Origin of the sequence: Sorangium sp. So ce295, from assembly GCF_051527405.1 — a bacterium.
GTDB lineage: Bacteria > Myxococcota_A > Polyangia > Polyangiales > Polyangiaceae > Sorangium > Sorangium cellulosum_B.
The window spans coordinates 12,544,662-12,563,698 of sequence record NZ_CP150324.1; the positions used below are offsets into that span (position 1 = coordinate 12,544,662).

The 19,037-nt window shown below is 68.1% G+C and carries 16 protein-coding genes and 1 pseudogene; 7 read left to right on the forward strand and 10 right to left on the reverse strand.

The genetic code is table 11. The features are described from left to right. Window positions 1-27: 27 nt before the first annotated feature. Window positions 28-1,074: a phosphoribosylformylglycinamidine cyclo-ligase gene (purM, locus tag WMF11_RS47405; RefSeq protein ID WP_437975467.1), complete on the reverse strand. Its 1,047-nt coding sequence runs from the start codon at window positions 1,072-1,074 to the stop codon at window positions 28-30. A 168-nt stretch (window positions 1,075-1,242) separates the two neighbouring features. Here purM and WMF11_RS47410 point away from each other — a divergent pair, with 168 nt between their 5' ends. After that, window positions 1,243-1,494: a hypothetical protein gene (locus WMF11_RS47410; RefSeq protein WP_437905632.1), complete on the forward strand. Its 252-nt coding sequence runs from the start codon at window positions 1,243-1,245 to the stop codon at window positions 1,492-1,494. 171 nt (window positions 1,495-1,665) lie between these two features. Here WMF11_RS47410 and WMF11_RS47415 read toward each other — a convergent pair whose 3' ends face one another. Next, on the reverse strand, window positions 1,666-2,367 hold the full coding sequence (locus WMF11_RS47415; RefSeq protein ID WP_437975468.1) for an ImmA/IrrE family metallo-endopeptidase: 702 nt from the start codon (window positions 2,365-2,367) through the stop codon (window positions 1,666-1,668). 216 nt (window positions 2,368-2,583) lie between these two features. After that, window positions 2,584-2,976, reverse strand: a complete 393-nt coding sequence (locus WMF11_RS47420) for a restriction endonuclease (RefSeq protein ID WP_437975469.1) — start codon at window positions 2,974-2,976, stop codon at window positions 2,584-2,586. A gap of 805 nt (window positions 2,977-3,781) precedes the next feature. Between WMF11_RS47420 and WMF11_RS47425 the strand changes: the two genes are divergently transcribed. The 4 genes from WMF11_RS47425 (at window position 3,782) to WMF11_RS47440 (ending at window position 11,863) form a co-directional block, all read left to right on the forward strand. Then, entirely contained in the window at window positions 3,782-7,813 is a 4,032-nt protein-coding gene (locus WMF11_RS47425) for an RHS repeat-associated core domain-containing protein (RefSeq protein WP_437975470.1), read from the forward strand. Then, window positions 7,814-9,523 carry a hypothetical protein gene (locus tag WMF11_RS47430; protein ID WP_437975471.1) on the forward strand — a complete coding sequence of 570 codons (1,710 nt, stop codon included), beginning with the start codon at window positions 7,814-7,816 and terminating at the stop codon, window positions 9,521-9,523. 79 nt (window positions 9,524-9,602) lie between these two features. Next, window positions 9,603-10,247: an RHS repeat-associated core domain-containing protein gene (locus WMF11_RS47435; RefSeq protein WP_437975472.1), complete on the forward strand. Its 645-nt coding sequence runs from the start codon at window positions 9,603-9,605 to the stop codon at window positions 10,245-10,247. Continuing rightward, window positions 10,232-11,863 (forward strand): hypothetical protein, encoded by a 1,632-nt coding sequence (locus WMF11_RS47440; protein WP_437905637.1) that lies wholly within the window; start codon window positions 10,232-10,234, stop codon window positions 11,861-11,863. Before WMF11_RS47435 ends, WMF11_RS47440 begins: the two co-directional genes overlap by 16 nt. A gap of 32 nt (window positions 11,864-11,895) precedes the next feature. Here the strand turns inward: WMF11_RS47440 and WMF11_RS47445 are convergent. The 4 genes and pseudogenes from WMF11_RS47445 to WMF11_RS47460 all read right to left on the reverse strand — a co-directional run. Then, window positions 11,896-12,012: pseudogene (locus WMF11_RS47445) on the reverse strand (AIR synthase related protein); the annotation flags it as partial. A gap of 3 nt (window positions 12,013-12,015) precedes the next feature. After that, on the reverse strand, window positions 12,016-12,681 hold the full coding sequence (locus tag WMF11_RS47450; RefSeq protein WP_437975473.1) for a VOC family protein: 666 nt from the start codon (window positions 12,679-12,681) through the stop codon (window positions 12,016-12,018). A 145-nt stretch (window positions 12,682-12,826) separates the two neighbouring features. Next, the gene (locus tag WMF11_RS47455) at window positions 12,827-13,051 is read right to left on the reverse strand and encodes a PhzF family phenazine biosynthesis protein (protein ID WP_437905639.1); all 225 of its coding nucleotides are present in this window, start codon (window positions 13,049-13,051) and stop codon (window positions 12,827-12,829) included. 16 nt (window positions 13,052-13,067) lie between these two features. Beyond that, window positions 13,068-13,598, reverse strand: a complete 531-nt coding sequence (locus WMF11_RS47460; protein WP_437975474.1) for a hypothetical protein — start codon at window positions 13,596-13,598, stop codon at window positions 13,068-13,070. 916 nt (window positions 13,599-14,514) lie between these two features. Between WMF11_RS47460 and WMF11_RS47465 the strand changes: the two genes are divergently transcribed. Next, window positions 14,515-15,867 (forward strand): hypothetical protein, encoded by a 1,353-nt coding sequence (locus tag WMF11_RS47465; protein ID WP_437975475.1) that lies wholly within the window; start codon window positions 14,515-14,517, stop codon window positions 15,865-15,867. Window positions 15,868-16,085: 218 nt separating this feature from the next. After that, window positions 16,086-16,514: a (deoxy)nucleoside triphosphate pyrophosphohydrolase gene (locus WMF11_RS47470; protein WP_437547399.1), complete on the forward strand. Its 429-nt coding sequence runs from the start codon at window positions 16,086-16,088 to the stop codon at window positions 16,512-16,514. A 103-nt stretch (window positions 16,515-16,617) separates the two neighbouring features. Here WMF11_RS47470 and WMF11_RS47475 read toward each other — a convergent pair whose 3' ends face one another. Genes WMF11_RS47475 through WMF11_RS47485 form a run of 3 tightly spaced genes read right to left on the reverse strand, consistent with a single transcriptional unit; the run spans window position 16,618 to window position 19,016 of the window. Further along, a complete protein-coding gene (locus tag WMF11_RS47475) occupies window positions 16,618-17,727 on the reverse strand; it encodes a cytochrome c biogenesis protein/redoxin (protein WP_437975476.1) in 1,110 nt (369 codons plus the stop codon). 21 nt (window positions 17,728-17,748) lie between these two features. Next, window positions 17,749-18,492: a zf-HC2 domain-containing protein gene (locus tag WMF11_RS47480; RefSeq protein ID WP_437975477.1), complete on the reverse strand. Its 744-nt coding sequence runs from the start codon at window positions 18,490-18,492 to the stop codon at window positions 17,749-17,751. Continuing rightward, window positions 18,432-19,016 carry an RNA polymerase sigma factor gene (locus tag WMF11_RS47485; RefSeq protein WP_437975478.1) on the reverse strand — a complete coding sequence of 195 codons (585 nt, stop codon included), beginning with the start codon at window positions 19,014-19,016 and terminating at the stop codon, window positions 18,432-18,434. Before WMF11_RS47485 ends, WMF11_RS47480 begins: the two co-directional genes overlap by 61 nt. Between the last annotated feature and the right edge of the window lie 21 nt (window positions 19,017-19,037).

Below are 19,037 nucleotides of genomic sequence, written 5' to 3' on the forward strand. Positions count from 1 at the left end.
GCATCGCCCTCGCCGTCGCCGGCCCGCTCATCCGAACAGCACGCGCTCCTCGAACGGCACGTCGCCGACCGACACCACCTCGCCGAGCACCCAGGCCTGCTCGCCGCTCTTGGCGAACGCCTCGATGGCCCGGTCCGCGGCGCCCTTCTCCACGACCGCGATCAGCCCGACGCCGAGGTTGAACGTGCGCCGCATCTCGGCCTCCTCCACGGGGCCGCCGCGCTGGAGCACCTGGAACACCGCCGGCCGCTGGTAGGAGCGGAGGTCGAGCCGCGCGCCCAGCCCGTCCGGCAGCACGCGCGGCAGGTTCCCCGGCAGGCCGCCGCCCGTGATGTGCGACAGCCCCCGGACCGCATCGCCGCAGGCCCCGAGGAGCGCCGTGATCGCGCGGGCGTAGATCCGGGTCGGCGTCAGCAGCGCCTCCCCCACGGTGCCGCCGAGGTCGGCCACGCGGTCGCTCATCGTGAGCCCCATCTCCTTCTCGAGCACGCGCCGCGCGAGCGAGAAGCCGTTCGAGTGCAGCCCGCTCGACGCCACGCCGATGACCGCATCGCCGGCCGCGATCCGCTTGCCGTCGAGGATGCGCGACCGCTCGACGACGCCCACGGCGAACCCGGCGAGGTCGTACTCGCCGTCCGCGTACATGCCCGGCAGCTCGGCCGTCTCGCCGCCGATCAGCGCGCAGCCGGCCTGCTTGCAGCCCTCGGCGATGCCGCGGACGACGGCCTCGCCCACGTCGACGTCGAGCCTGCCCGTCGCGAAGTAGTCGAGGAAGAAGAGGGGCCGCGCGCCGACGGTCAGCACGTCGTTCACGCACATCGCGACGAGATCGATGCCCACCGTGTCGTGGACGCCCGTCGCGAACGCCACCTTCAGCTTGGTGCCGACCCCGTCCGTGCCGCTGACCAGCACCGGCTCGGACAGCCCGCCCGGCAGCGCGCACAGCCCGGCGAAGCCGCCCACGTCGGCGAGCACCTCGGGGATGCGCGTCGGCTTCGCGAGCCGCTTGATGCGCTCGACGAGCGCGTCCCCTGCATCGATATCGACCCCGGCTTCCCGGTACGTGACGCTCATGGCAGGCGCATCCCACACCTCGGCGGCAAAGGGAAGCGGGCTCGCTCTCGAGGCGGCTTTCGGGGTCGCCCGGCTCGTCTCTGCTGAGCAGCCCCGCCAGAACGGCCGGCTGGCTGGGCAGCGCGCGCGGAGGATGCTCGGCTGCAGTCTCCGCTAGGCTTGCCCCGCATGTCGACCGTGGACACCAAGCCGAAAGCGGACGCCCGTTACAACGAACTGCTCCGGCGCATGCCTCCGGAGAAGCGCCTTGAAGCGGCGATTCGCCTGAGTCAGGCGGTTCGTGAGTTGGCGCTTGCTGGCATCCGTGCTCGCGATCCAGGGGCGGACGACCAGGAGCTTCGTGGTTGGCTTGCAGTGAGGCTGTACGGGTGCGACTGTGGGCGCAGGCTGCTCGGCCATGTGCCAGACGATGCGACGTAACCTCATGAGCAACGCAACGGACGTTGGCACCGCACTGTATGTGGCGTTGCGTGTGACAGCCGCTGAACCGCGTTCGGGATGTACACTACTGAACGTCAGATTCGACGCTTGGTTGGGTCGAATCCTCCATAGGAAAAGCGATATGTGCGTCCGATGCAGGGCCGAGAGCGCTCATCGCTCGAATATCCTTCTTGCAGGTCGTCTCGCGTCGGTGAGAAGGCCGAGCATCTTGAGGCGTATTTCGATCACTTTTCTGGATACATCATACCTGAGCATCAAGGCGTCGGTCACGGCGTAGAAATTGCGCTGGTTGCAGGTCTGTTCGTCAACAAATAGTGGGCCATGTCCTTTGTCTACACGGTCATGCCTGCGGATGATATTGAAGAAATCGGTGACGAGGCTGTTTCTCGGAAGAAGCAGGGACGAGGCAAAAATGTTTGCTTGCCATTCGAGCCGGGCTATGTCCTCGATCCCGACTTCCGAGGGCCCGCCGCGGTCAAAGTCATTCTCCTGGCAGTATTCTCCCGCCATGTACCGCCCGTGCCGCAAGAAGTAGTGCCCAAGTTCATGCGCTAATGTGAATCTCTGCCTTCCGACGTGGTCGCCTGGATGACGATAGATGTTGATCTGAAGAGGTGTGAACGCGATGCGGCCCAGGACCCCCGCCTTGGCTTCCTGAGCGGTTGGAACGACGCCAGTCCTGACGTCAAGACATCGTTCTGTTGATTCCCGCCTGCATATGTCCTCAAGGGGCACAGACCCGCCACGGTAGGCGATGGTTTCTAAGGTGACCGCAGTCGATTGCTCAATTTGCTCGACGGAAAGGAACTCCACAGACGGCGGCTGACGCCTCGCCAGCTCTTCGACTGGCACAAGGATGCACTCGTCTTGACTGACTCCACGGGTCAAAGAGCGAAGGAGGGTGTACAGCGAATGTGAATAAATCCCGTCAAGGAAACAATAAAAGTCGAAATAGCGACTCTGGTGAGCTTCCTCCAGGAGCCCCGAGTGGATATCGACCCAATCGGGGGTTGAGGAGCTGACGGCAGAGGGCGATCTGTCAAGGACCCATTTGAGGGTTCTCTTGTCTTAGTATCGGAGCAGTCCGATCCCCTTCGACTTGCAGTACGAGAACGCTCCTTGGGCAAAGGCATTCGTCGAGACAAGTAGCCCTTTGACACCGGCCCCCGATATCTGTTCGATCTTGGCGAAGAATTCCTCTGCGTCATTCACGGGAACGGGAAGACCGTAGTCTTTGCATTCGATGAGAACCAAAAGTGAGTAAGCTGTGCGACCGGGGATGAATATTTCGATGGAAATGTCGAAGACAATGTCGGTGCAACGATCCTTGGAGTAGTAGCCCTTCCTGTGGAATAGCTTGCAGCACTCGGGGGAACTGAAGAACTGACCGTCCGAGATCATCCGCTTCAGGGCCGTGAAGACCTGAGCCTCGAATCTATCTCCCTTCGCCGTAGAACTCATACTGTCCCGTCACTTTGCGTCTGTTTCGTTGCAGAGTCAGACCGGCGATTCGTCGGCGGTTTTCTGATTCCCGCCCAACGGATCGAGTTCTAGCTGCAGCGGACGGCCCGCTCGTACCGCCATTGTCGGTCTGTCTGGTGCGCCGCCCGTCTGTCGCAGCCATGCCTGCTGATCTGCTCGCATGTGAACCATGCTACATGGATCGGGGGATTCCGTAAGGTCGATCTTCAGCCTGGCGCCGAGGCAGCCTCCGGCGAATGCATCCGGTGGCTCTGGCTTGCATCGGGCTGTAGCGTGGAGGCTGCCGTTAGGGACTTGCCAGGTTTGCAGCCCCGTGGACCCACGATACCGCGCTTTCTGCAGGGTCAGGGATGCGCGTCGCGCGCGTCGGGGGCTCCTGCTCGAGGCTGTCGCCATCATCTTGGGTAGGCACCACGAGCGCACGCGAGAGAAAACCGCGGTTCTGCTCGCGCTGCGCGCGCCGATCCTCCAGCAGGACGAGGCGACCGGGCGAGACCAGCGCTCGCGACGCACGATCGCGGACGCGGACCCGGAGACGGGTGGGGACGAACCCGCCGCGGTGGGTGCTGGTCGCGCACTCGGCGCCCGCGACTTCGGTGCAACCGCCGAGCGAGCCGGAACACCCCCGATCTCGTGACGGTTCGGTTCGATGGCGCGCCGAGCCGCGGTTCCGCACACCGGGCGCTGATCATTTCCTCGACGCCGTTATCGCCGGTTCCAGATCTGCGCCGCACAGAGGCTGCCTGGCTTGACGCGCGGGGTGTGCCTATCGACTATGGCCGCCATGGCACGAACGGCGCCGGTCCCGAACATCCCTGCGATTCCCGGCATGAACCCCGGCACCTTCATCCTGGGTGGCGGGGGCGGCGGAGGCGGCGGCCGCGGCCGCGGAGGACGGGGCCGCGGCGGCGACCAGGGGGCGGGCGGCAAGAGCGGCGGCAAGGGGTCGCGAGGCGGCGGCAAGAACGCGGGCACCTGCGGACCGGGGAGCGGCGGCGGGTGCCCGAATCCGTCCCACGGGCGCGGGGGCGGCACGTCGGCCGGTGACCCGGTCGATCCGGTGACGGGGCGCGTCTACACCGCGAAGGCCGTGGATCTGGCGCTCGGCGGGATGATCCTGCCGCTCCGGATCGAGCGGAGCTACTCGTCGGAGACGACCGACGTGGATCTGGGGCTCGGATTCGGATGGAGCCACTCGCTGGCGTGGGCGATCGAGGAGCGGCGGCGGACGCTGCGTGTCCTGGAGCCTCACGCGGCGCCGACCGAGGCGGAGATCCCCGAGCCGGGCCGTCCCGTGCCGATGCCGTGCGGCGTGCTGAGACGTCATGAGGGCGGCTACACGCTGGAGGCCGAGGGGGGGCTGCTCGTGTTCGGCGAGAGGCAGGAGAGCAGGTGGCTCTTGTCGCGCATCGTGGACCGGTACGACAACGAGATACGGCTCTCGTACGAGCGAGGGCGCCTGTCCCATGCGATCGATGCGGTGGGGCGGATGGTGCGGGTGCGTCGGCGAGCGGACGGGAGGATCGCCGCGTTCGAGGTGAACGACGAATCGCCGGGCGGAGGGGGGCGCGCATTTCGCACCTACAGTCATGACGATCGAGGAGATCTGATCTCGGCGCGCGACGCCGCGGGCAACGAGGAGCGGTACGAGTACGACGAACAGCACCGCTTGGTCCGGCGCCGCGAGCCGGGAGGGCTGGTGGCGGAGTTCCGCTATGGCGACAACGGCCGCTGCGTGGAGGCATGGTGTCGTCGCGAGGGCAACGACGCCCTCGATGGCGACGTGCCGGGCACGCTGGACGATCGGGAGACCAGGGCCAAGGGCTTCTGTCACGTCAAGATCGACGATTATGACCACTTCGTCGAGGTGATCACCTCGCGCGCAAAACGGCGGATTGACGGCAACCACCTGGACAAGGTGAACAGCGTTGCGTGGGAGGGCGGCCTGCACGCCTACACGTTCGATGCCGCGGGCAACATGCTGGCGTATCGGGACGCGCTGGGACACACGTGGCGCTACGAGCGAGACGACCTGGGCCGACTGTGCGTCGTGACGGATCCGACGGGCGCGAGGACCGTGTACGAATACGACGAGCGGGGCTTCATCGAGGAGGTGCGCGACGCCATGGGCGGGTTCGCGCGCTACGAGCGAAACGCGCGAGGCGATGTGGTGGCCGTCGAGGACGAGCTCGGGCCGGTGGTCTGGTTCCGTTACGACGAGCGCGGCTTGCTCGTCGAGGCGACGCTGCCCAACGGCGGTGTGACGCGGATGGCTTACGACGCGCTCGGCAATCGTGTGGAGGTGATCGAGCCGGACGGGGCGAAGCGGAAGATTCGTTATGATTTCCTGGGACGGGTGACGAGCTTCGTCGATGAGCGCGGACTGGAGACGTCGTATGGGTATAACTCCTGCGGAAAGCTCATCCGGGCGCGGAGGCCGAGCGGGGCGACGGACTGGTATGTTTACGATGTCGACGGGAATTTGTCAGAGATCGCCGACGCGGACGGGCGGGTGACGACGCTGCGGTGGGGTGGGATCGGGGTCGTGACCGAGGTGGTGAGGCCGGACGGGAGCGCCGTGAGGTACTTCTACGATCGGGAGCAGGACCTGGTGCGCGTCGTCAACGATTCCGGCGAGGAGCACCGGTACGTGCGGCGCGGCGAGGGGCGGATCGGCGAGGAGCGGACGTTCGACGGGCGGCGGGTTTATTACCGGCACGATGTGATGGGACGGATCACGCAGATGCGGGATGGGCTCGGCACGGTCGACTTCGTCTATGACCCGTGCGGCCGGCTCGTGGAGCGCAGGTTCACGGATGGGCGGACGGAGAGCATCGGTTATGACGTGCTCGGCCGGATCGAGGTTGTGACGAGCGGCGACGTGATGTGCGAGTACACCCATGACGCGCGCGGGAGGGCGGTGCGGGAGACGATGACGCGGGCCGGGCGGCGGACGGTGGTGGAGACGGCGCACGACGCGCTGGGCAAGGCGGTGCGCACGAGCGGGCCGTTCGGGCGGATGGAGATCGCGCGCGACGTGGTGGGGCGGCCGGCGGCGGTGGCTGTCGGGGACGTCGGCGCGCAGGCGATGAAGGTGCAGCTGACCTATGATCCAGCGGGTCAGCTTGTCGATCGGGCGCTGCCCGCGGGAGGGCGCATCGCGGAGGGGTGGACGCCCGATGGGCTCCCGTCGGGGGCGCAGGTGACGGGCCTCGAAGCGACGCCCGCGGTGCGGCCGGACGAGCCGGCGTGGGTGGGGCCGCTGCCGCGCGCGGTGACCTTCGCGCAGAGCTATGGATGGTCGGCGGCCGGGCTGCTCGGCGCGGTGGGCAGCGGCGCGCCGGGCGCGGCCTATGTCGAGTACCTGCGCGACGCGCAGGGCCGGGTGGTGGGGCGGGCGCGGGTGGACGGGGCGCGGCGGGAGCTGATCGAGGGGTATCGCCACGGGCCGAGCGGGCAACTCTACGAGAGCGCGACGCTGCGGCAGTATGCGCCGGGCGGGCAGCTCAAGCGGCGGGGAGGCGCGGAGCTCGCATACGACGAGCGGGGGCGGATGACGAGCAAGCGGCTGCCAGGCGGGCGGGTCGCTCGCTTCGAGTGGGCCGACGACGATCTGCTCCAGGCGGTGCGGTTGCCGGACGGCCGGGTGGTGCGCTTTACCTACGACCCGTTCGCGCGGCGGCTGGAGAAGCGGGTGGAGCGGGGGCGCGATCGGGTGGTGGAGAGCGTGACGCGATACACCTGGAGCGGGGATGCGCTGGTGCACGAGATCCGCGAGCTGTTCGGGGAAGCGGGCGGGGAGCCGGTGGTGGAAGAGCGAGCGTACGCGGTGCTTCCGGAGGGGGTGACGCCGCTCGCGGACCGGGTGCGCCGGGGCGATCAGGACGAGGTGCGGTATTACATCGAGGCGCCGAACGGGATGCCGGCGGCGCTGGTGGGCGGGGACGGACGGCTCGTAGGCGAAATCGAAGCGTCGCTGTTTGGCAAGATCGAGGGGGAGCAGGCCGGGCTGACGCCCGTGCGGTTTCCGGGGCAGTACGCGGATGAGGAGACGGGGCTCTACTACAACCGGTACCGGTACTATGACCCGGAGACGGGGCAGTACCTGAGCCCTGAGCCCATCCGGCTGGAGGGGAGCCTGTATGCGTATGCGTATAGCGATGGCTCGCCGGTCGACCTCATCGATGCCGATGGGCTTGCAAAGATGTGGTCGAAGACGAAGGGAGCGAGCGGGGTGACGGCTCAAAATAAGAGCGGCAGCTTCGACTTGTCCGGACAACCGCGTAGCAGAGGTGATCTGCACCCCGCGGTCCAAGCCGCGTTGCCGCCCTCAGCGGCGAGGGCCGATGGCCAAGACCCTTCGACGTGCTCGGAGCCGTGGGCTCTCACAGGCCACTTGAATGCATGGGAGCAGAAGACTGGCAAATCCTGCAAGCCCGGCGACCCCGACTGGCAAACCCATTTGGGTCGTGCTCTGGAGGACATGGAAAAGAGCGGCGATGGGGCGATCTCATCGAGTAAGCAGGGGGTGGATCGCGCACCTTGTCCTAACTGTTCCCAGACAGTTCCCCGCCTGTGGGCGCTCGCCAACAGAAGTCTGCCGACAGGCGTGATCAAACCTGGGTATCGAGAGCAAGAGGGCTCGAAAGGCGTCGGCAAAAAGGAACATTGGACGCAGCCAAGCGGAGCGTTCTTCGCAGACTCTAGCAACACAAAGGCGGCGCCAGTCATTCGCAAGGACGGCGAGCCTGTGCCGGCATTGGCGGATCTGGGTGTGTGGGTAAATGAAAACGGCGCATGGAAGCGAGCTCGATAGGTGATGCTGTTTTCTAATAGAACGCTCGCCGTCCTTCGGAGCTCCAGAATCGCGACCACGCCGTGGGCGCGGCACGAGCTGGATCGTTTTGTCCAACTTCATGAGGACTTCCCACCTATCCATGCGGAGCTCGAGTCGGCTCTGTACGACGCAGCTTCCCGCCGTGGGCTCCCGGTGCTGGACGATCATGTCTTCGGCGCGTTCGCCGCGGCACGGGAGGGCGGCGCGCCGCTGTGGATCGACGTGCACACGCCTGACGGCGGATCGCGCGGGCGCGCTTTCCTCGTAGCCTGGTCGAGGAGACGTGCTTTACCCTTGTACTTGCGCTCGGATGGGGGAGTGCTGATCGAGTCTGGGCTGGAGATGCATCCCAACATGGCCGATTGGGTGGCACAACTCGCGCTGTTCTCGGATCCCCGGTGGCTTCCAGTGCGGCTTGAAGTGAGGACACAGCGCTGCGGCAGGGCGGTGGCTGACGCGTTGTCGCTGCCTCCCGTCTCAACCATCGACGACGCGGCGTCGGTGTGGGCCGGCGAGCACGCGATTGTCGCGGATGAGTCGCTTGAAATGACATGGATTCGTGTTGACGATCTGAGTCAAATGGAGCGCGCGCTGGAGGCTTGTCACGCATTAATGGTGCCGCTTCAATTGGTCGGCGCTCAGGTGGAGCGTATCTGCCTCGAGGAGGGTAGTGCACCGAGCTTGGCGCCAGAGTTGGGATTTCAGTACCGGTTCGATGGCGAGCCCGTCCGCCTGCTAATGGTGGAGCCTGAAGAGTCGCGAGCGCGCCAAGTGTGGTCGAAGGGACCACGTATTCTCGAGGAGAAGACATTTGAGAATGAGCGGCTCATCGTCCGGAGGTATGAGCGTGCTGCGAGCCACCTGCGTTGCCACGTGTCTTCTCGGGTCCTGCAATGGCTCGATGCAAAGAGCTTCTTCCGCGATCCAGATGCGACGCGCGGCCCGAAATCGTTGATGGCGGAGCTCGATCGACATGGGATCCCCCCAGCGGCGCCATTGCTCCGGTTCGAGGAACTGCTCGGAGGTTTGGTTGCCTACGATGAGGTGGACCCTGCACGTGTACCATGCAACGAGACCAGGCTGGGCGTATACCGTGTCCTGGAGGAACGGCTCGGTTTCGATGACGATGACGCAGAGGATTCGCGCTTTCTTGAGGCAGCCGGCTGGCCGGTTGTCTATTGTCACGGCCGCCGTCTCACGCTGGGGGGTAAGTTTCTCGGCTCGATGCACTTATATGCTGGAGACACCGGGGAGATCTTCCTCTATCGTCACGAGATTGATGATTTGGTCTTGGTCTCGGACGATGCGGTAAAGTGTCTGGAGAAGTGGGCGGTCGAGTGGCAGGCCAGCGGCCTCATGCCAAGCGGATCTCCGGTCGAATTGTCCGCCGATGTGGCGGCGGCTCTCGCTGACGAGCTGGGCTTGCAGCGAGTTGATGAGGCATCTGATAGCGCGTCCGAGCACTGGCTGAGCGACGATATTTGGCTGAGACGCGTTCAGAGGCTGCGAGCGGGAGCGTCAACTGCTACGGTGACATCGCTGACGACACGGCTTTCGGGCCAGCTGGTAGAGATCGTTCGAAGCGCGCAGGTTCTCGCGCCGGGGGTACGAATCGTCGTTCGCTCTGCCGGTGGTGTGCAACCCTACTACGCGCTGAAAGACGCTGGCTTTGACGTGGAGCTTGTTTGAGGTGAGCGTCTGGCCGAGGACATCGTAACCGTCCGCGCAGCGCTGGTTAGCTGCTCCCACCGCGACGAAGGAGGAAGCAATGGCGACGAGTGAGGAGTGGGCCGAGCGGGTGGGGCGATGGGAGCGGAGCAAGGTCGAGGGCGACCAGGCCGAGCTGACGCCGGTGCGGTTTCCGGGGCAGTACGCCGACGAGGAGACGAGGCTCTACTTCAACCGGTATCGGTACTACGACTCGGAGACAGGGCAGTACCTGAGCCCGGAGCCCATCCGGCTGGAGGGGAGCCTTCGAGTATACGCGTATGTCGACGGGTGGCCTCTCGAGCTCTCGGATCATGACGGCCTCGCGAAAATGCATACGGAAGTGACCGGGGCTTACCTAAAAAAGAACGGGAAGCGATCCAATGTGACAAAGCACGGGCATTCCGGCATGGCGGGTTCCACTGACCTGCATCCCGCAGTGGAGGCTGCGCTGGCACTGACAAGTGCGCGTCCCAGTGGCAACCGCGGAGCGCAGAATGTTTGCTCCGAACCCAAGGCGCTGAGCGACTATTTGAAGCAATGGGAGCTGGATACTTTGACAGGGCCGGACTACGACCCGTCATGGATCCCTAACGCGAACAGGGCACAATCATCGACGAGGGAAGGTCCGTATCTGGACAAAGAAGGCAAGGCCGTGGATCCTGGTGCCTGGAACTGGGATGGGAATCGATGGACGAAGCTTTGACGCGACGATGGTCTCCCGCCACGCGCGAGCAGATCGGCCAGGCTCCCGTCTTGCACGGCGTCCGCCTTCGAACCGATTCGCCGACGCTCGTGGAAGACGAGGAGCTCCTCGAGCTGACGGGTCGCCGTGGGTTCCCGCTCCTCGGGGGGGCAGCGTTCGGCTACCCCGCTGCCCGCGCGCTCGCGCCCAGCACGGTGCCCTCGATGGGCCGCGGTGAGCGCCGCCTCTTCGCGTGGGATCGTTGGAAGGGCGCGCTCTACCTCGACTCCTTTGGCGGCCTCGGTGTCGGCCTGTGGCGCGACTATGTGGCGCTGATGGCGTGCGTGGACTGTTTTGACGCTTTCTGGCCTTCGCTCGTCGTGCGCCGTCGTCGGGCCGCGCAGGCGTTCTGGACGCGACTGAGTGAGCAGTTCTCGCTTTCACCGCCTGGAGAAGGTGGTTCGCTCCTTCGAGCGGACGATGTCGTCGTCGCGCAGCCGCGCATCCTCACGCGCACGCTGGCAGTGCTCGGGGACGTGCTTCGGTTCTGCGCCCATGAAGGTGCCCGGGCGGTGTTCGACGTGGGGGCTGGCGTCGCTGTGCGCGAGCTTCCAGAGCTATCGGTGCCCACGGCTGCTCCTCTCTACACGGACGCGTCCGCCTTCACTTCGCGCCGTGTGTGGGTGACTGATGAACACGTGATTCAGGGCGATTTCGTGCTGGAACAAGCAGTCGCACGGCTCGACATCGTCCGCGAGGAAGCGACTCAGCACCGCTGCCGCGCGCCGGCACTCGGCTCGCCTCGGCTCGATCGCTACCTGCAGGACCAAGGGGCCGTCTGCGTCGCTGCGCCGCCGGTCCCTGCGCCGTCGGCGCTGGTCGAGTCCATACGCGGACTCGTGGGCGGAGGCTGTGTGGTCATTCCCCGCGAGCACGAGATGCCGGACGGCGCACTGTGGCTGGGGCTGCTTCCGCGCGAGATGCTCCCAGAGCGAGCTCAGTCGCTCCTCGATTTCGAAGGCGGAGCAGAGTCGTTTCCGACCGGCCTTCGCCTTGTCCACTGGCCGCTCTGGTCGTGGAAGGACTTGCAGCTCGTTGCCGTGGGAGCATGGCACGACTGGAAGCTCATCCTGTGGTCCGGCGAAGGCGGACTTTGGGTGTACGCAAGTATGCCTGAGCAGATGGACTTTGTGGCGGGCGAGCTCCGGACATGGCTCGAGATCCTCGCGGTGGAGGACGGTCTAGCGGAGGCCGAGCGACTCCGCGTCGAGCTGGCTTTCCCGCTGGATTCGCACCTACGGCGGGGGCTCATCGCGGAGCGGCTCGGACTCCGACCTGTCCCTGAGTGCACGGACCGCCTCGTCTCCAGCTATGAGGGGGAGGACCTCTGGGTCCGCGAGCTGATAGCTCCATTTGGAATCTCGTTCTGTGTGGTTCGATGCGACACCAGCGAGCGGGCACTCCTGCTGATCAAGGATGCACGAGAGGTGATGCGGCTGGAGTCAGTGGCTATCAGCGCTTGGAGCGAGAGCCGGACGCAGCTGTCGCAGGCGCTCGGCCGCGAAGGCATCCGGACGATCTCGTCAAACCGACAATGGTGGTCCGATTTCAATGATTCCGATGTCTTGGATTCGTGATATCTAGCGGTTCGACGGCCTCGCGCCCGGATCATGCCCGGCAGCTCGGCCGTCTCGCCGCCGAGCAGCGCGCAGCCGGCCTGCGTGCAGCCCTCGGCGATGCCGCGGACCACGGCCTCGCCCACGTCGACGTCGATCTTGCCCGTCGCGCTCTACCAGCGCACGACGAGCGGCACTCCCGCAGGGAACTGGTGCGATTGCCCTTCGTGACCGTGATCCCACTCCAGCTCAAGCGAGTAGGTCGCCCCACGATCGATCGCGAGCATGCCCTGGTCCACGAACCAGCGCACGCCCGACGAGAGTGGCGGATTCTCCGCTGGCAGTTGCAGACGTACACGCGTCAGCGTCCGGCGCGCGTCACGATGCGATCGCGACTCGATCGCGGTGGTCCGCCTGATTGTCTGGGGCGCCACGAACACCATGGGCTCCGCCAGGGATCCTCGCGGCGTCACGATGGGCATGCCCGTGCCCGTCGGCAAGTATCTCGGCTTGTAGTCCCAGGTTTCGAAGGGCCAGTCCCCGGCGCCTCCGGCATCGATGGTCCTGAAACAGACGCCAAACGGGCATGCGCCGGTCTCGGCCCAATGAATGCGTTCGTGCAGCCCCAGCGGCCGAACGATCTCGGCCTGCAGCTCCTCCAGATCGTGGACGCCGAGGATCTCGAAGAACGCGTTCTCGAAGGCCGCGCACGCATTCGCGGTCCCCTGACCCTCATGCACCGCGTGACGGCTGAAGCTCAGGCCGAACTCGGCGAGCATCCGCTCGACGATGCCCACGTCGGGCGTCGCAAGGAACACATGATCGACTTCCCAGCTCATAGCGCCTCGGGTCGGGCCGGCGACCGGCCGGCCTGCCGCTCGTTCCTCCGGCGAAGGTTGTATGGCATCCGTAAGCCTCTTGACGTCGCGTGGATGGGCTTCTTGGGTGACCAGATCGGCAACAAGCGATGCGAGCGCATGAGCTTCAGAATTCACCCTCGCCTTCCATGTAGAAGACGCAGGCACCCTCCATCTCGACGCGATCGCCGAGCAGCCGGCACGTCATTTCTCCACCTCGCTGCAATGCCTGAAAGGCGCGACGCTCGCTCCTGTGCAGTCGTTTGGCCCAGCAGGGGGTGAGAATGAAGTGAGCGTCCCCGGTCACCGGATCTTCCGGGGCGCCTTTCGACGGAGCGAAGTAGCGGCTCACGAAATCAACCTCGTGATCACTGCGCAGCGGGCGGAGGGAGCTTGATCTCCGCAACGTTGCATGACGTGCAGAAGGGGCCCTCGCCGTTGGGCTGGAGTTCAAGGTAGGAGATGCTGCGCTCGAAGCTCACGAGCTCGCGTTGCGTGTCGGCGTCGATGACGCTGACCGAGTAGACGTCTCCGTCCTCGAGCTCCGTGTCCACGTCCGGCGAGAAACCGATCGAGAGCTCCCACTGCGTGCTGGTCGGGTCGACGTCGAAGAGCGAGAAGCCGAACCGCCCGCCGTCGACGTCGGCGTTCGCGCCGTTGGCAGGGCCCGGCGAGCTCGGCAAATCACCCGGATCCGAGCCGAGCGTTGCTTCCCCGCAGCGCCCGTTCCAGCAGACCCGGACCTCGATGTGCGCCGGCGTATTCGCGGCGAGACCGATAGGCCCCGAGATCTGGACGCTGTCCCCGCACCCCATGTCATTGCCGTTGCACAACGGACATCCGGCGATGAGCGCGGCGATCGCGAGGAGGGCCGTCCCGGCGACGGCTGCGCGCAGCACCGCCCGGCCGCGCCAGCCGCCTCCCGCCCGGGTGTCCCCACGTCGCGAGGAGGACGGCTCGAGTTTCCGAATCGCTGTGGCCGAGGTGTCGATTCCGTTCATGATATCCTCGTTGACGCTGACAACGCGCCGTGGGCTCGACGGTTCTTCGATGTGGGCTCAGCCCAGCGGGGCTGGCGATAAGCAGGTGTCGAGGATCCCATTCCCGCACGGGGTGAGCAAGTTCGATCCACGCCCGCGGCGCGCCGCGGGATGGCCCAGCACGATTCCGGCACTGAGGCGTGAAGGGGTGGGGGATCCAGGCGGCGGCGTTCGGCGTGTGTCGAGCGCTGCGCGCCGCCCGTCAGGCGCTGGCCCGGGGCGACGCTGCCGCCCCCGTCGTGGTGGACGCTGAAGCATGCAAGGGCGGGCCGGCTGGGGGGTCCTGAGGGCGGCCGGCTGGGTCCTCTTCCACTGTGGTCCAACGCGGACCCAACCGGCCGTGGTTCGAGCTAGCCCGCAGCGCCGTTGCGAGTTGCGCGCGCACGCCCTTCTCCACGATCGCATGCTCCTCGTTTCCTCCGCTGCCTTCCGTTGCCCGTGGCCGGGTGGACATTCACGGCAGCATGAAACCGCGCGGCGTGACGTCCTCCCGGCGGCCCGCCGCGTGCGCTCGCGCTCCGGCCGACCGAACCGGCGATTCGGGGGAAGAACAGCTCGCCATGCCTCGAAAGGATCGCCTTCACTCCACAGCCCGCGGGGCGCCTCATGGAGAACCACGCTAGTTCAACAGCACCACACCCGATCGGGCTGTATCGTGACCGGGGCTGCCATGCGGTGGGACAGCCGGCGGGTCCGCAATCTGTCGCGTATGCCCGACCTTGCTTCGGGGTATGCTGCCGCGGCCACGCGTCGTGGCTCGCGCCAAGGAAACCCCATGAGAGTCGGCGTCGCTGCCACCATCCTCGTCTCCTCTTCCTTCCTCGCCGCCTGCTCCGACGGCGGCTCCTCGGCCGGAGACGGCGGGACCGGAGGAACGCCCGGATCCGGTGGCGCTGCGGGGACGGGCGCCGCCGGCGCGACGGGGACGGGCGGCGCGGCGGGCGTAGGCGGCGTAGGCGGCGCGGGCCCGGGCGAGCCGATCGATCTCTGCGCGGGCCTCGTGCAGGACAAGGAAGCGCGCCCGATGACCGAGCTCGCCAGGCCGGCGCTCGGCGAGGCCGTCACCGACGCCGAGTTCGGCACCTCGATCCGCCGGATCACGGCGGTCGCGCAGGGCGGCGGGAACGACCCGGTCATCAAGCCGATGTACTCGACCATCTCGGCGTGGAACGCGGACGAGTCGAGGCTCCTCCTCTTCTCGGTCGCGGCCGGCGAGCACCAGCTCTACGACGGCAAGACGTACCAGTTCATCGAGGCGCTCGACATCTCGCCGGCGGACATCGAGCAGGTCTACTGGCACACCTCCGATCCCGACGTCCTGTTCTACGTCGACGGCAAGGACTTCATCCGTTACCACGTCGGCGCCGGGACGAAGGAGGTCGTGACGACGTTCGACTTCTGCTCGGGCGGCGCGAGCGCGGGCAGCGACCCGCTGTTCATGTCGTGGGATTCGAACCGCATCGGCCTCACGTGCGATGATCAGGTGTTCATCTACGACGTAGGCCAGAATACGGTGCTCGCCAGGAAGGCGCTCGGCGAGAACCCGGCCCAGGTCGCGCCGAGCGGGACGCTCGCGTTCCTGAGCGACAGCGGCGGCGTGACCGATCCGCAGCTGAACGTGGTGCGTACGCTGGACCTGCTGGAGCCGTACGGCCACGCGTCGCTGAGCAGGGTGAACGGTCACGACACCTGGAACGGGGCTGTCTACGATCCCGGTCCCGGCGGCAATGACGACATCGGGCTCCTCGTCACATGGGATCTCGCGGAAGGCACCTCGAAGGTGGTCATCGGCCCGGAGACGGGGTGGCCCTACCCCCCGACAGGGCACATCTCGGGGATGGCGTACAAGCAGCCGGGATGGGTGTTCGTGTCGTCGATCGGCGATGCGTCGGGCAGAGGGGTGCTCGACATGGAAAACCTGATCGCCGACACGAGCACGGGCAAGGTCTGCCGGATTGGCCGCCACCGGAGCTGGGGCAAGGAGAATACCCACCTCGCCGAGCCGTACTGGGCCGAGCCGCACACGGTGCCCAGCCCCAGCGGCACGCGCGCCGTGTTCGGGAGCGACTGGGGCAACGGGGATACCGTCGACGCCTACGTGATCGAGCTGCCCAGCTACACGCCGTGAGTGAGCGAGGGACGCGACGGGCCGCGCCGGCCTGCCGGAGGTGCTCCCGGTCCTGCCGCTGTCGCCGATCGCGCCCCCGCTCCCGCCGCCACCGGCACACGCGTCCGAGGGTGAGAAATCCGAGCCGCGCAAGGCAATGAAGACGCCGGAGGGATGTGCGGCGTCGAGCGCGCCGTTCGCCCTTGTCTTGCGCGTCGCGACCGACATTCTAGGCGCCCATGTCCGCCACGCCCGAGCCCGCTCCGCCCCTGGTCCTCGTCGCCGCCGCCGTCATCATCGAGCGCGGCCGCGTCCTGCTCACGCAGCGCAAGGCGGGCGCGCACCTCGAGGGCGCGTGGGAGTTTCCCGGCGGCAAGGTCGAGGCCGACGAGGATCCGCGGGACGCCCTGATCCGCGAGCTGCGCGAGGAGATCGGCGTCGAGGCCCGGGTCGGCGACATCGTCGAGGTGACCTACCACCGCTATCCGAAGAGGCCGGTGCTCCTCCTCTTCTACGCCGCCGCCCTCGCCGAGGGCTCGCCCGCGCCCGCCGCGCTCGACGTCGCCGACGTGCGCTGGGCCGAGGCGGCCGATCTCCGGGACGAGCTCTTCCCGCCCGCCGACGTCGCGGTCCTCGCCAAGGTGCGCGCGCGGCTCGCGGCGACGTAGCCAGTCGTGGAACGGTGTCTCCCGCCTGAGCGCTGGTAGACGGCGCTCCGCGAGGCTCGGGTGGTCTCCGGGATGAAGGGGCAGCGAGCCCCGCCGTCGGGGCTCACAAGGCAGGGGGGCACGCCTCGCCGCGGACGTCGCCGATGAGGCTCGCGAGCCGCTGGGCAGGCAGCTCGCCGACGGCGCGCTCCACCTCCTGCCCGGCGGCGTCGACGCTGAGGAACGTCGGAACGAAGCGCACGCCGTAGCGGGCGGCGAGGGCCCGCCCGCGCGGATCGTCGACCTGGATGCGCAGGACGGTGCCGTCCTCCCTGGCGCAGCGCGCCTCGAGCTCCTTCACGAGCGGCGCCATGCGCTCGCACACCGCGCAGTGCGCGCTCTCGAACTCGATCAGCCGAGGCATCCCCTCGGGCAGCGCGACGTCGCCCTGCGCCACGGCGCCCTCCGGGGCCGCGCACGCGCCGGCGGGGCCGACCTCGCAGGGCGCGCCCGCGCCCGCATCGACGGCCGCCGCGGGCGCCGGCGAGAGGGCGTCCAGGCGGCCGTCGGCGACCGCGATCCCGGCGGCCACGAGCAGCGCCCCCGTCAGGCGCTGGAGGGCCGGCGTGGCCGGCATCAGGCGGCGCGCGAGCGCGACGGCCGCCGGCCCGACGAAGGCCGCGGCGACGAGCGGCGCGGCGAGGCCCGCGGCGTAAGCGCCGAGCTGGATCGCGCCGGTGAGCGGGCTCGCGCCCGCGCTGGCCGCGTAGGTCAACGCGGCGCCGAGCACCGGGCCGACGCACGGCGTCCACCCCGCCGCGAAGGCGATCCCGAAGAGCATGCCCCCCCAGAAGCCGCCCGCGCCCGGGAGGCGGGAGAGGAGCGGGCGCGCCTCGCGCTCGAGCCACGGGAGGCGCAGCACGCCCAGGAGCTTCGCGCCGAAGAGCGCCAGGAGCACGCCGGACGCGACGGTGAACGCGCGCCGGTGGGGCGCGACGGCCGCGGCGATCGCCGAGGCGCCGGCGCCCAGCGCGACGAGCACGATCGCGAGGCCGATCGCGAAGCCGACACCGGCGAGGCGCACGCCGCGCCTCGCCGCCGCCGGATCCGGACCGCCGAGCGCCCCGGCGCCGCCGAGGGCCGACAGGTAGACGGGGAGCATGGGGAGCACGCAGGGCGACGCGAACGTCAGGAGCCCCGCGCCGAAGAGCGCCAGCAATGAGCCGATCGTCATGGGTCCTCGCGATCGACGGGATCAGCGCCCGAAGAGCGCCGGCGCGAGCGCCGCTGTGTCCACTTCAGCCACCGCGAGCACCGGCTGCTCCACGCTCCTCGCGCAGATCGCGTTGCCGAGCGGCCCCCGGGTGCACCCCACGCCGCGCCCCGCGAGCGCGCGCGCCGCCGTCGCGGCGCCCGACCCGGGCGGCGGCACGAACACCGTGAGCGGCTTGTCCCCGCTCTCGTACATGAGCGCCGCCGTGCGCGTGCCGCCGATCTGGCAGAGGCGCGCCCCGAGCAGCCGGGCGCCGGACACCGCCGGGACGGTCACCGCGTAGCCGAGCTCCCTCTCGAGCCACCCGGCGACGGCGTCCGGATCGGAGGACTCGAGGTCGCACGGGCGCTCTCGCGCGAAGCCGCGCACGTGGTGGCTCACGAGCTCGTCGGCCATCGCCGCGCTCACGCCCCGGCCCGGGCTGCCGACGAGCAGCGCGGCGGCCGCCGCGGCCGCGCCGAGGGCGGCCGTGATCGCCCAGGGGCGGCGGCGCCGCGCGCGCGCGTTCCGCGCCGCGGCCTCCGCCCGATCGCGCAGGCGCTCCGGGACCTCGCCGTCCGCCTTCGCGACGAGCGCGCGCCGCACGCCGCCGAGGACCTCCGCGGCGCGCCGGCAGGGCGCGCAGCCGGCGAGGTGCGCCTCGATCCGCGCCGCGTCCTCGGGCGTCACCTCGCCGTCGTGCCACGCCGAAATGTTCTCGAACCACTCGCGGTTGCACCCTGCCATGACGTCTCCTCGCATCGTTCGGAGAGGCCCTCGACGAGCGCGAGCCGCGCCCTCGAGAGCCGTGATCGCACCGTGCCCACCGGGCACGCCTGGAGATCGGCGATCTCCTCGTAGGAGAGCTCCTCGACCTCCCGCAGGAGCAGCGCCTCGCGCCACTCCGGAGGCAAGCGCGCGAGCGCGCGCTCGACCTCGTCGGCGAAGCCGCGCTCGAGCAGCTCCGCCTCCAGATTGCCCTGCGGCTCCGGCACCGACTCGGCGCCCCGGCCGCCCTCGATCACCTCGAGCCGCTGCCGCGCGCCGCGCGTCGCGTTGAGCAGCACCGATCGCTCGATGCGGAGCAGCCACGCGCGCATGCGATCCTCGTCCCGCAGGTCGGCGTGCCGCTCGATCGCGCGCACGATCGTCGCCTGCGCCAGATCCTCGGCGTCCTGCTCCGAGCGCGTCAGGCGGCGCGCCGCGCGCAGGAGGCACGGGAGCTCGGCGAGGAGCCGATCGAGGAACGAGGTGTGGGGAAACGTGCGCATGGGCCGGGCCGGGAGGAGGTG

Excerpts from the sequence above, each read along its gene's own strand:
- purM (WP_437975467.1), bottom strand. The coding sequence starts at position 1,074 with ATGAGCGTCACGTACCGGGAAGCCGGGGTCGATATCGATGCAGGGGAC.
- WMF11_RS47410 (WP_437905632.1), top strand. The coding sequence starts at position 1,243 with ATGTCGACCGTGGACACCAAGCCGAAAGCGGACGCCCGTTACAACGAA.
- WMF11_RS47420 (WP_437975469.1), bottom strand. The coding sequence starts at position 2,976 with ATGAGTTCTACGGCGAAGGGAGATAGATTCGAGGCTCAGGTCTTCACG.
- WMF11_RS47425 (WP_437975470.1), top strand. The coding sequence starts at position 3,782 with ATGGCACGAACGGCGCCGGTCCCGAACATCCCTGCGATTCCCGGCATG.
- WMF11_RS47435 (WP_437975472.1), top strand. The coding sequence starts at position 9,603 with ATGGCGACGAGTGAGGAGTGGGCCGAGCGGGTGGGGCGATGGGAGCGG.
- WMF11_RS47440 (WP_437905637.1), top strand. The coding sequence starts at position 10,232 with ATGGACGAAGCTTTGACGCGACGATGGTCTCCCGCCACGCGCGAGCAG.
- WMF11_RS47450 (WP_437975473.1), bottom strand. The coding sequence starts at position 12,681 with ATGAGCTGGGAAGTCGATCATGTGTTCCTTGCGACGCCCGACGTGGGC.
- WMF11_RS47465 (WP_437975475.1), top strand. The coding sequence starts at position 14,515 with ATGAGAGTCGGCGTCGCTGCCACCATCCTCGTCTCCTCTTCCTTCCTC.
- WMF11_RS47470 (WP_437547399.1), top strand. The coding sequence starts at position 16,086 with ATGTCCGCCACGCCCGAGCCCGCTCCGCCCCTGGTCCTCGTCGCCGCC.
- WMF11_RS47475 (WP_437975476.1), bottom strand. The coding sequence starts at position 17,727 with ATGACGATCGGCTCATTGCTGGCGCTCTTCGGCGCGGGGCTCCTGACG.
- WMF11_RS47480 (WP_437975477.1), bottom strand. The coding sequence starts at position 18,492 with ATGGCAGGGTGCAACCGCGAGTGGTTCGAGAACATTTCGGCGTGGCAC.
- WMF11_RS47485 (WP_437975478.1), bottom strand. The coding sequence starts at position 19,016 with ATGCGCACGTTTCCCCACACCTCGTTCCTCGATCGGCTCCTCGCCGAG.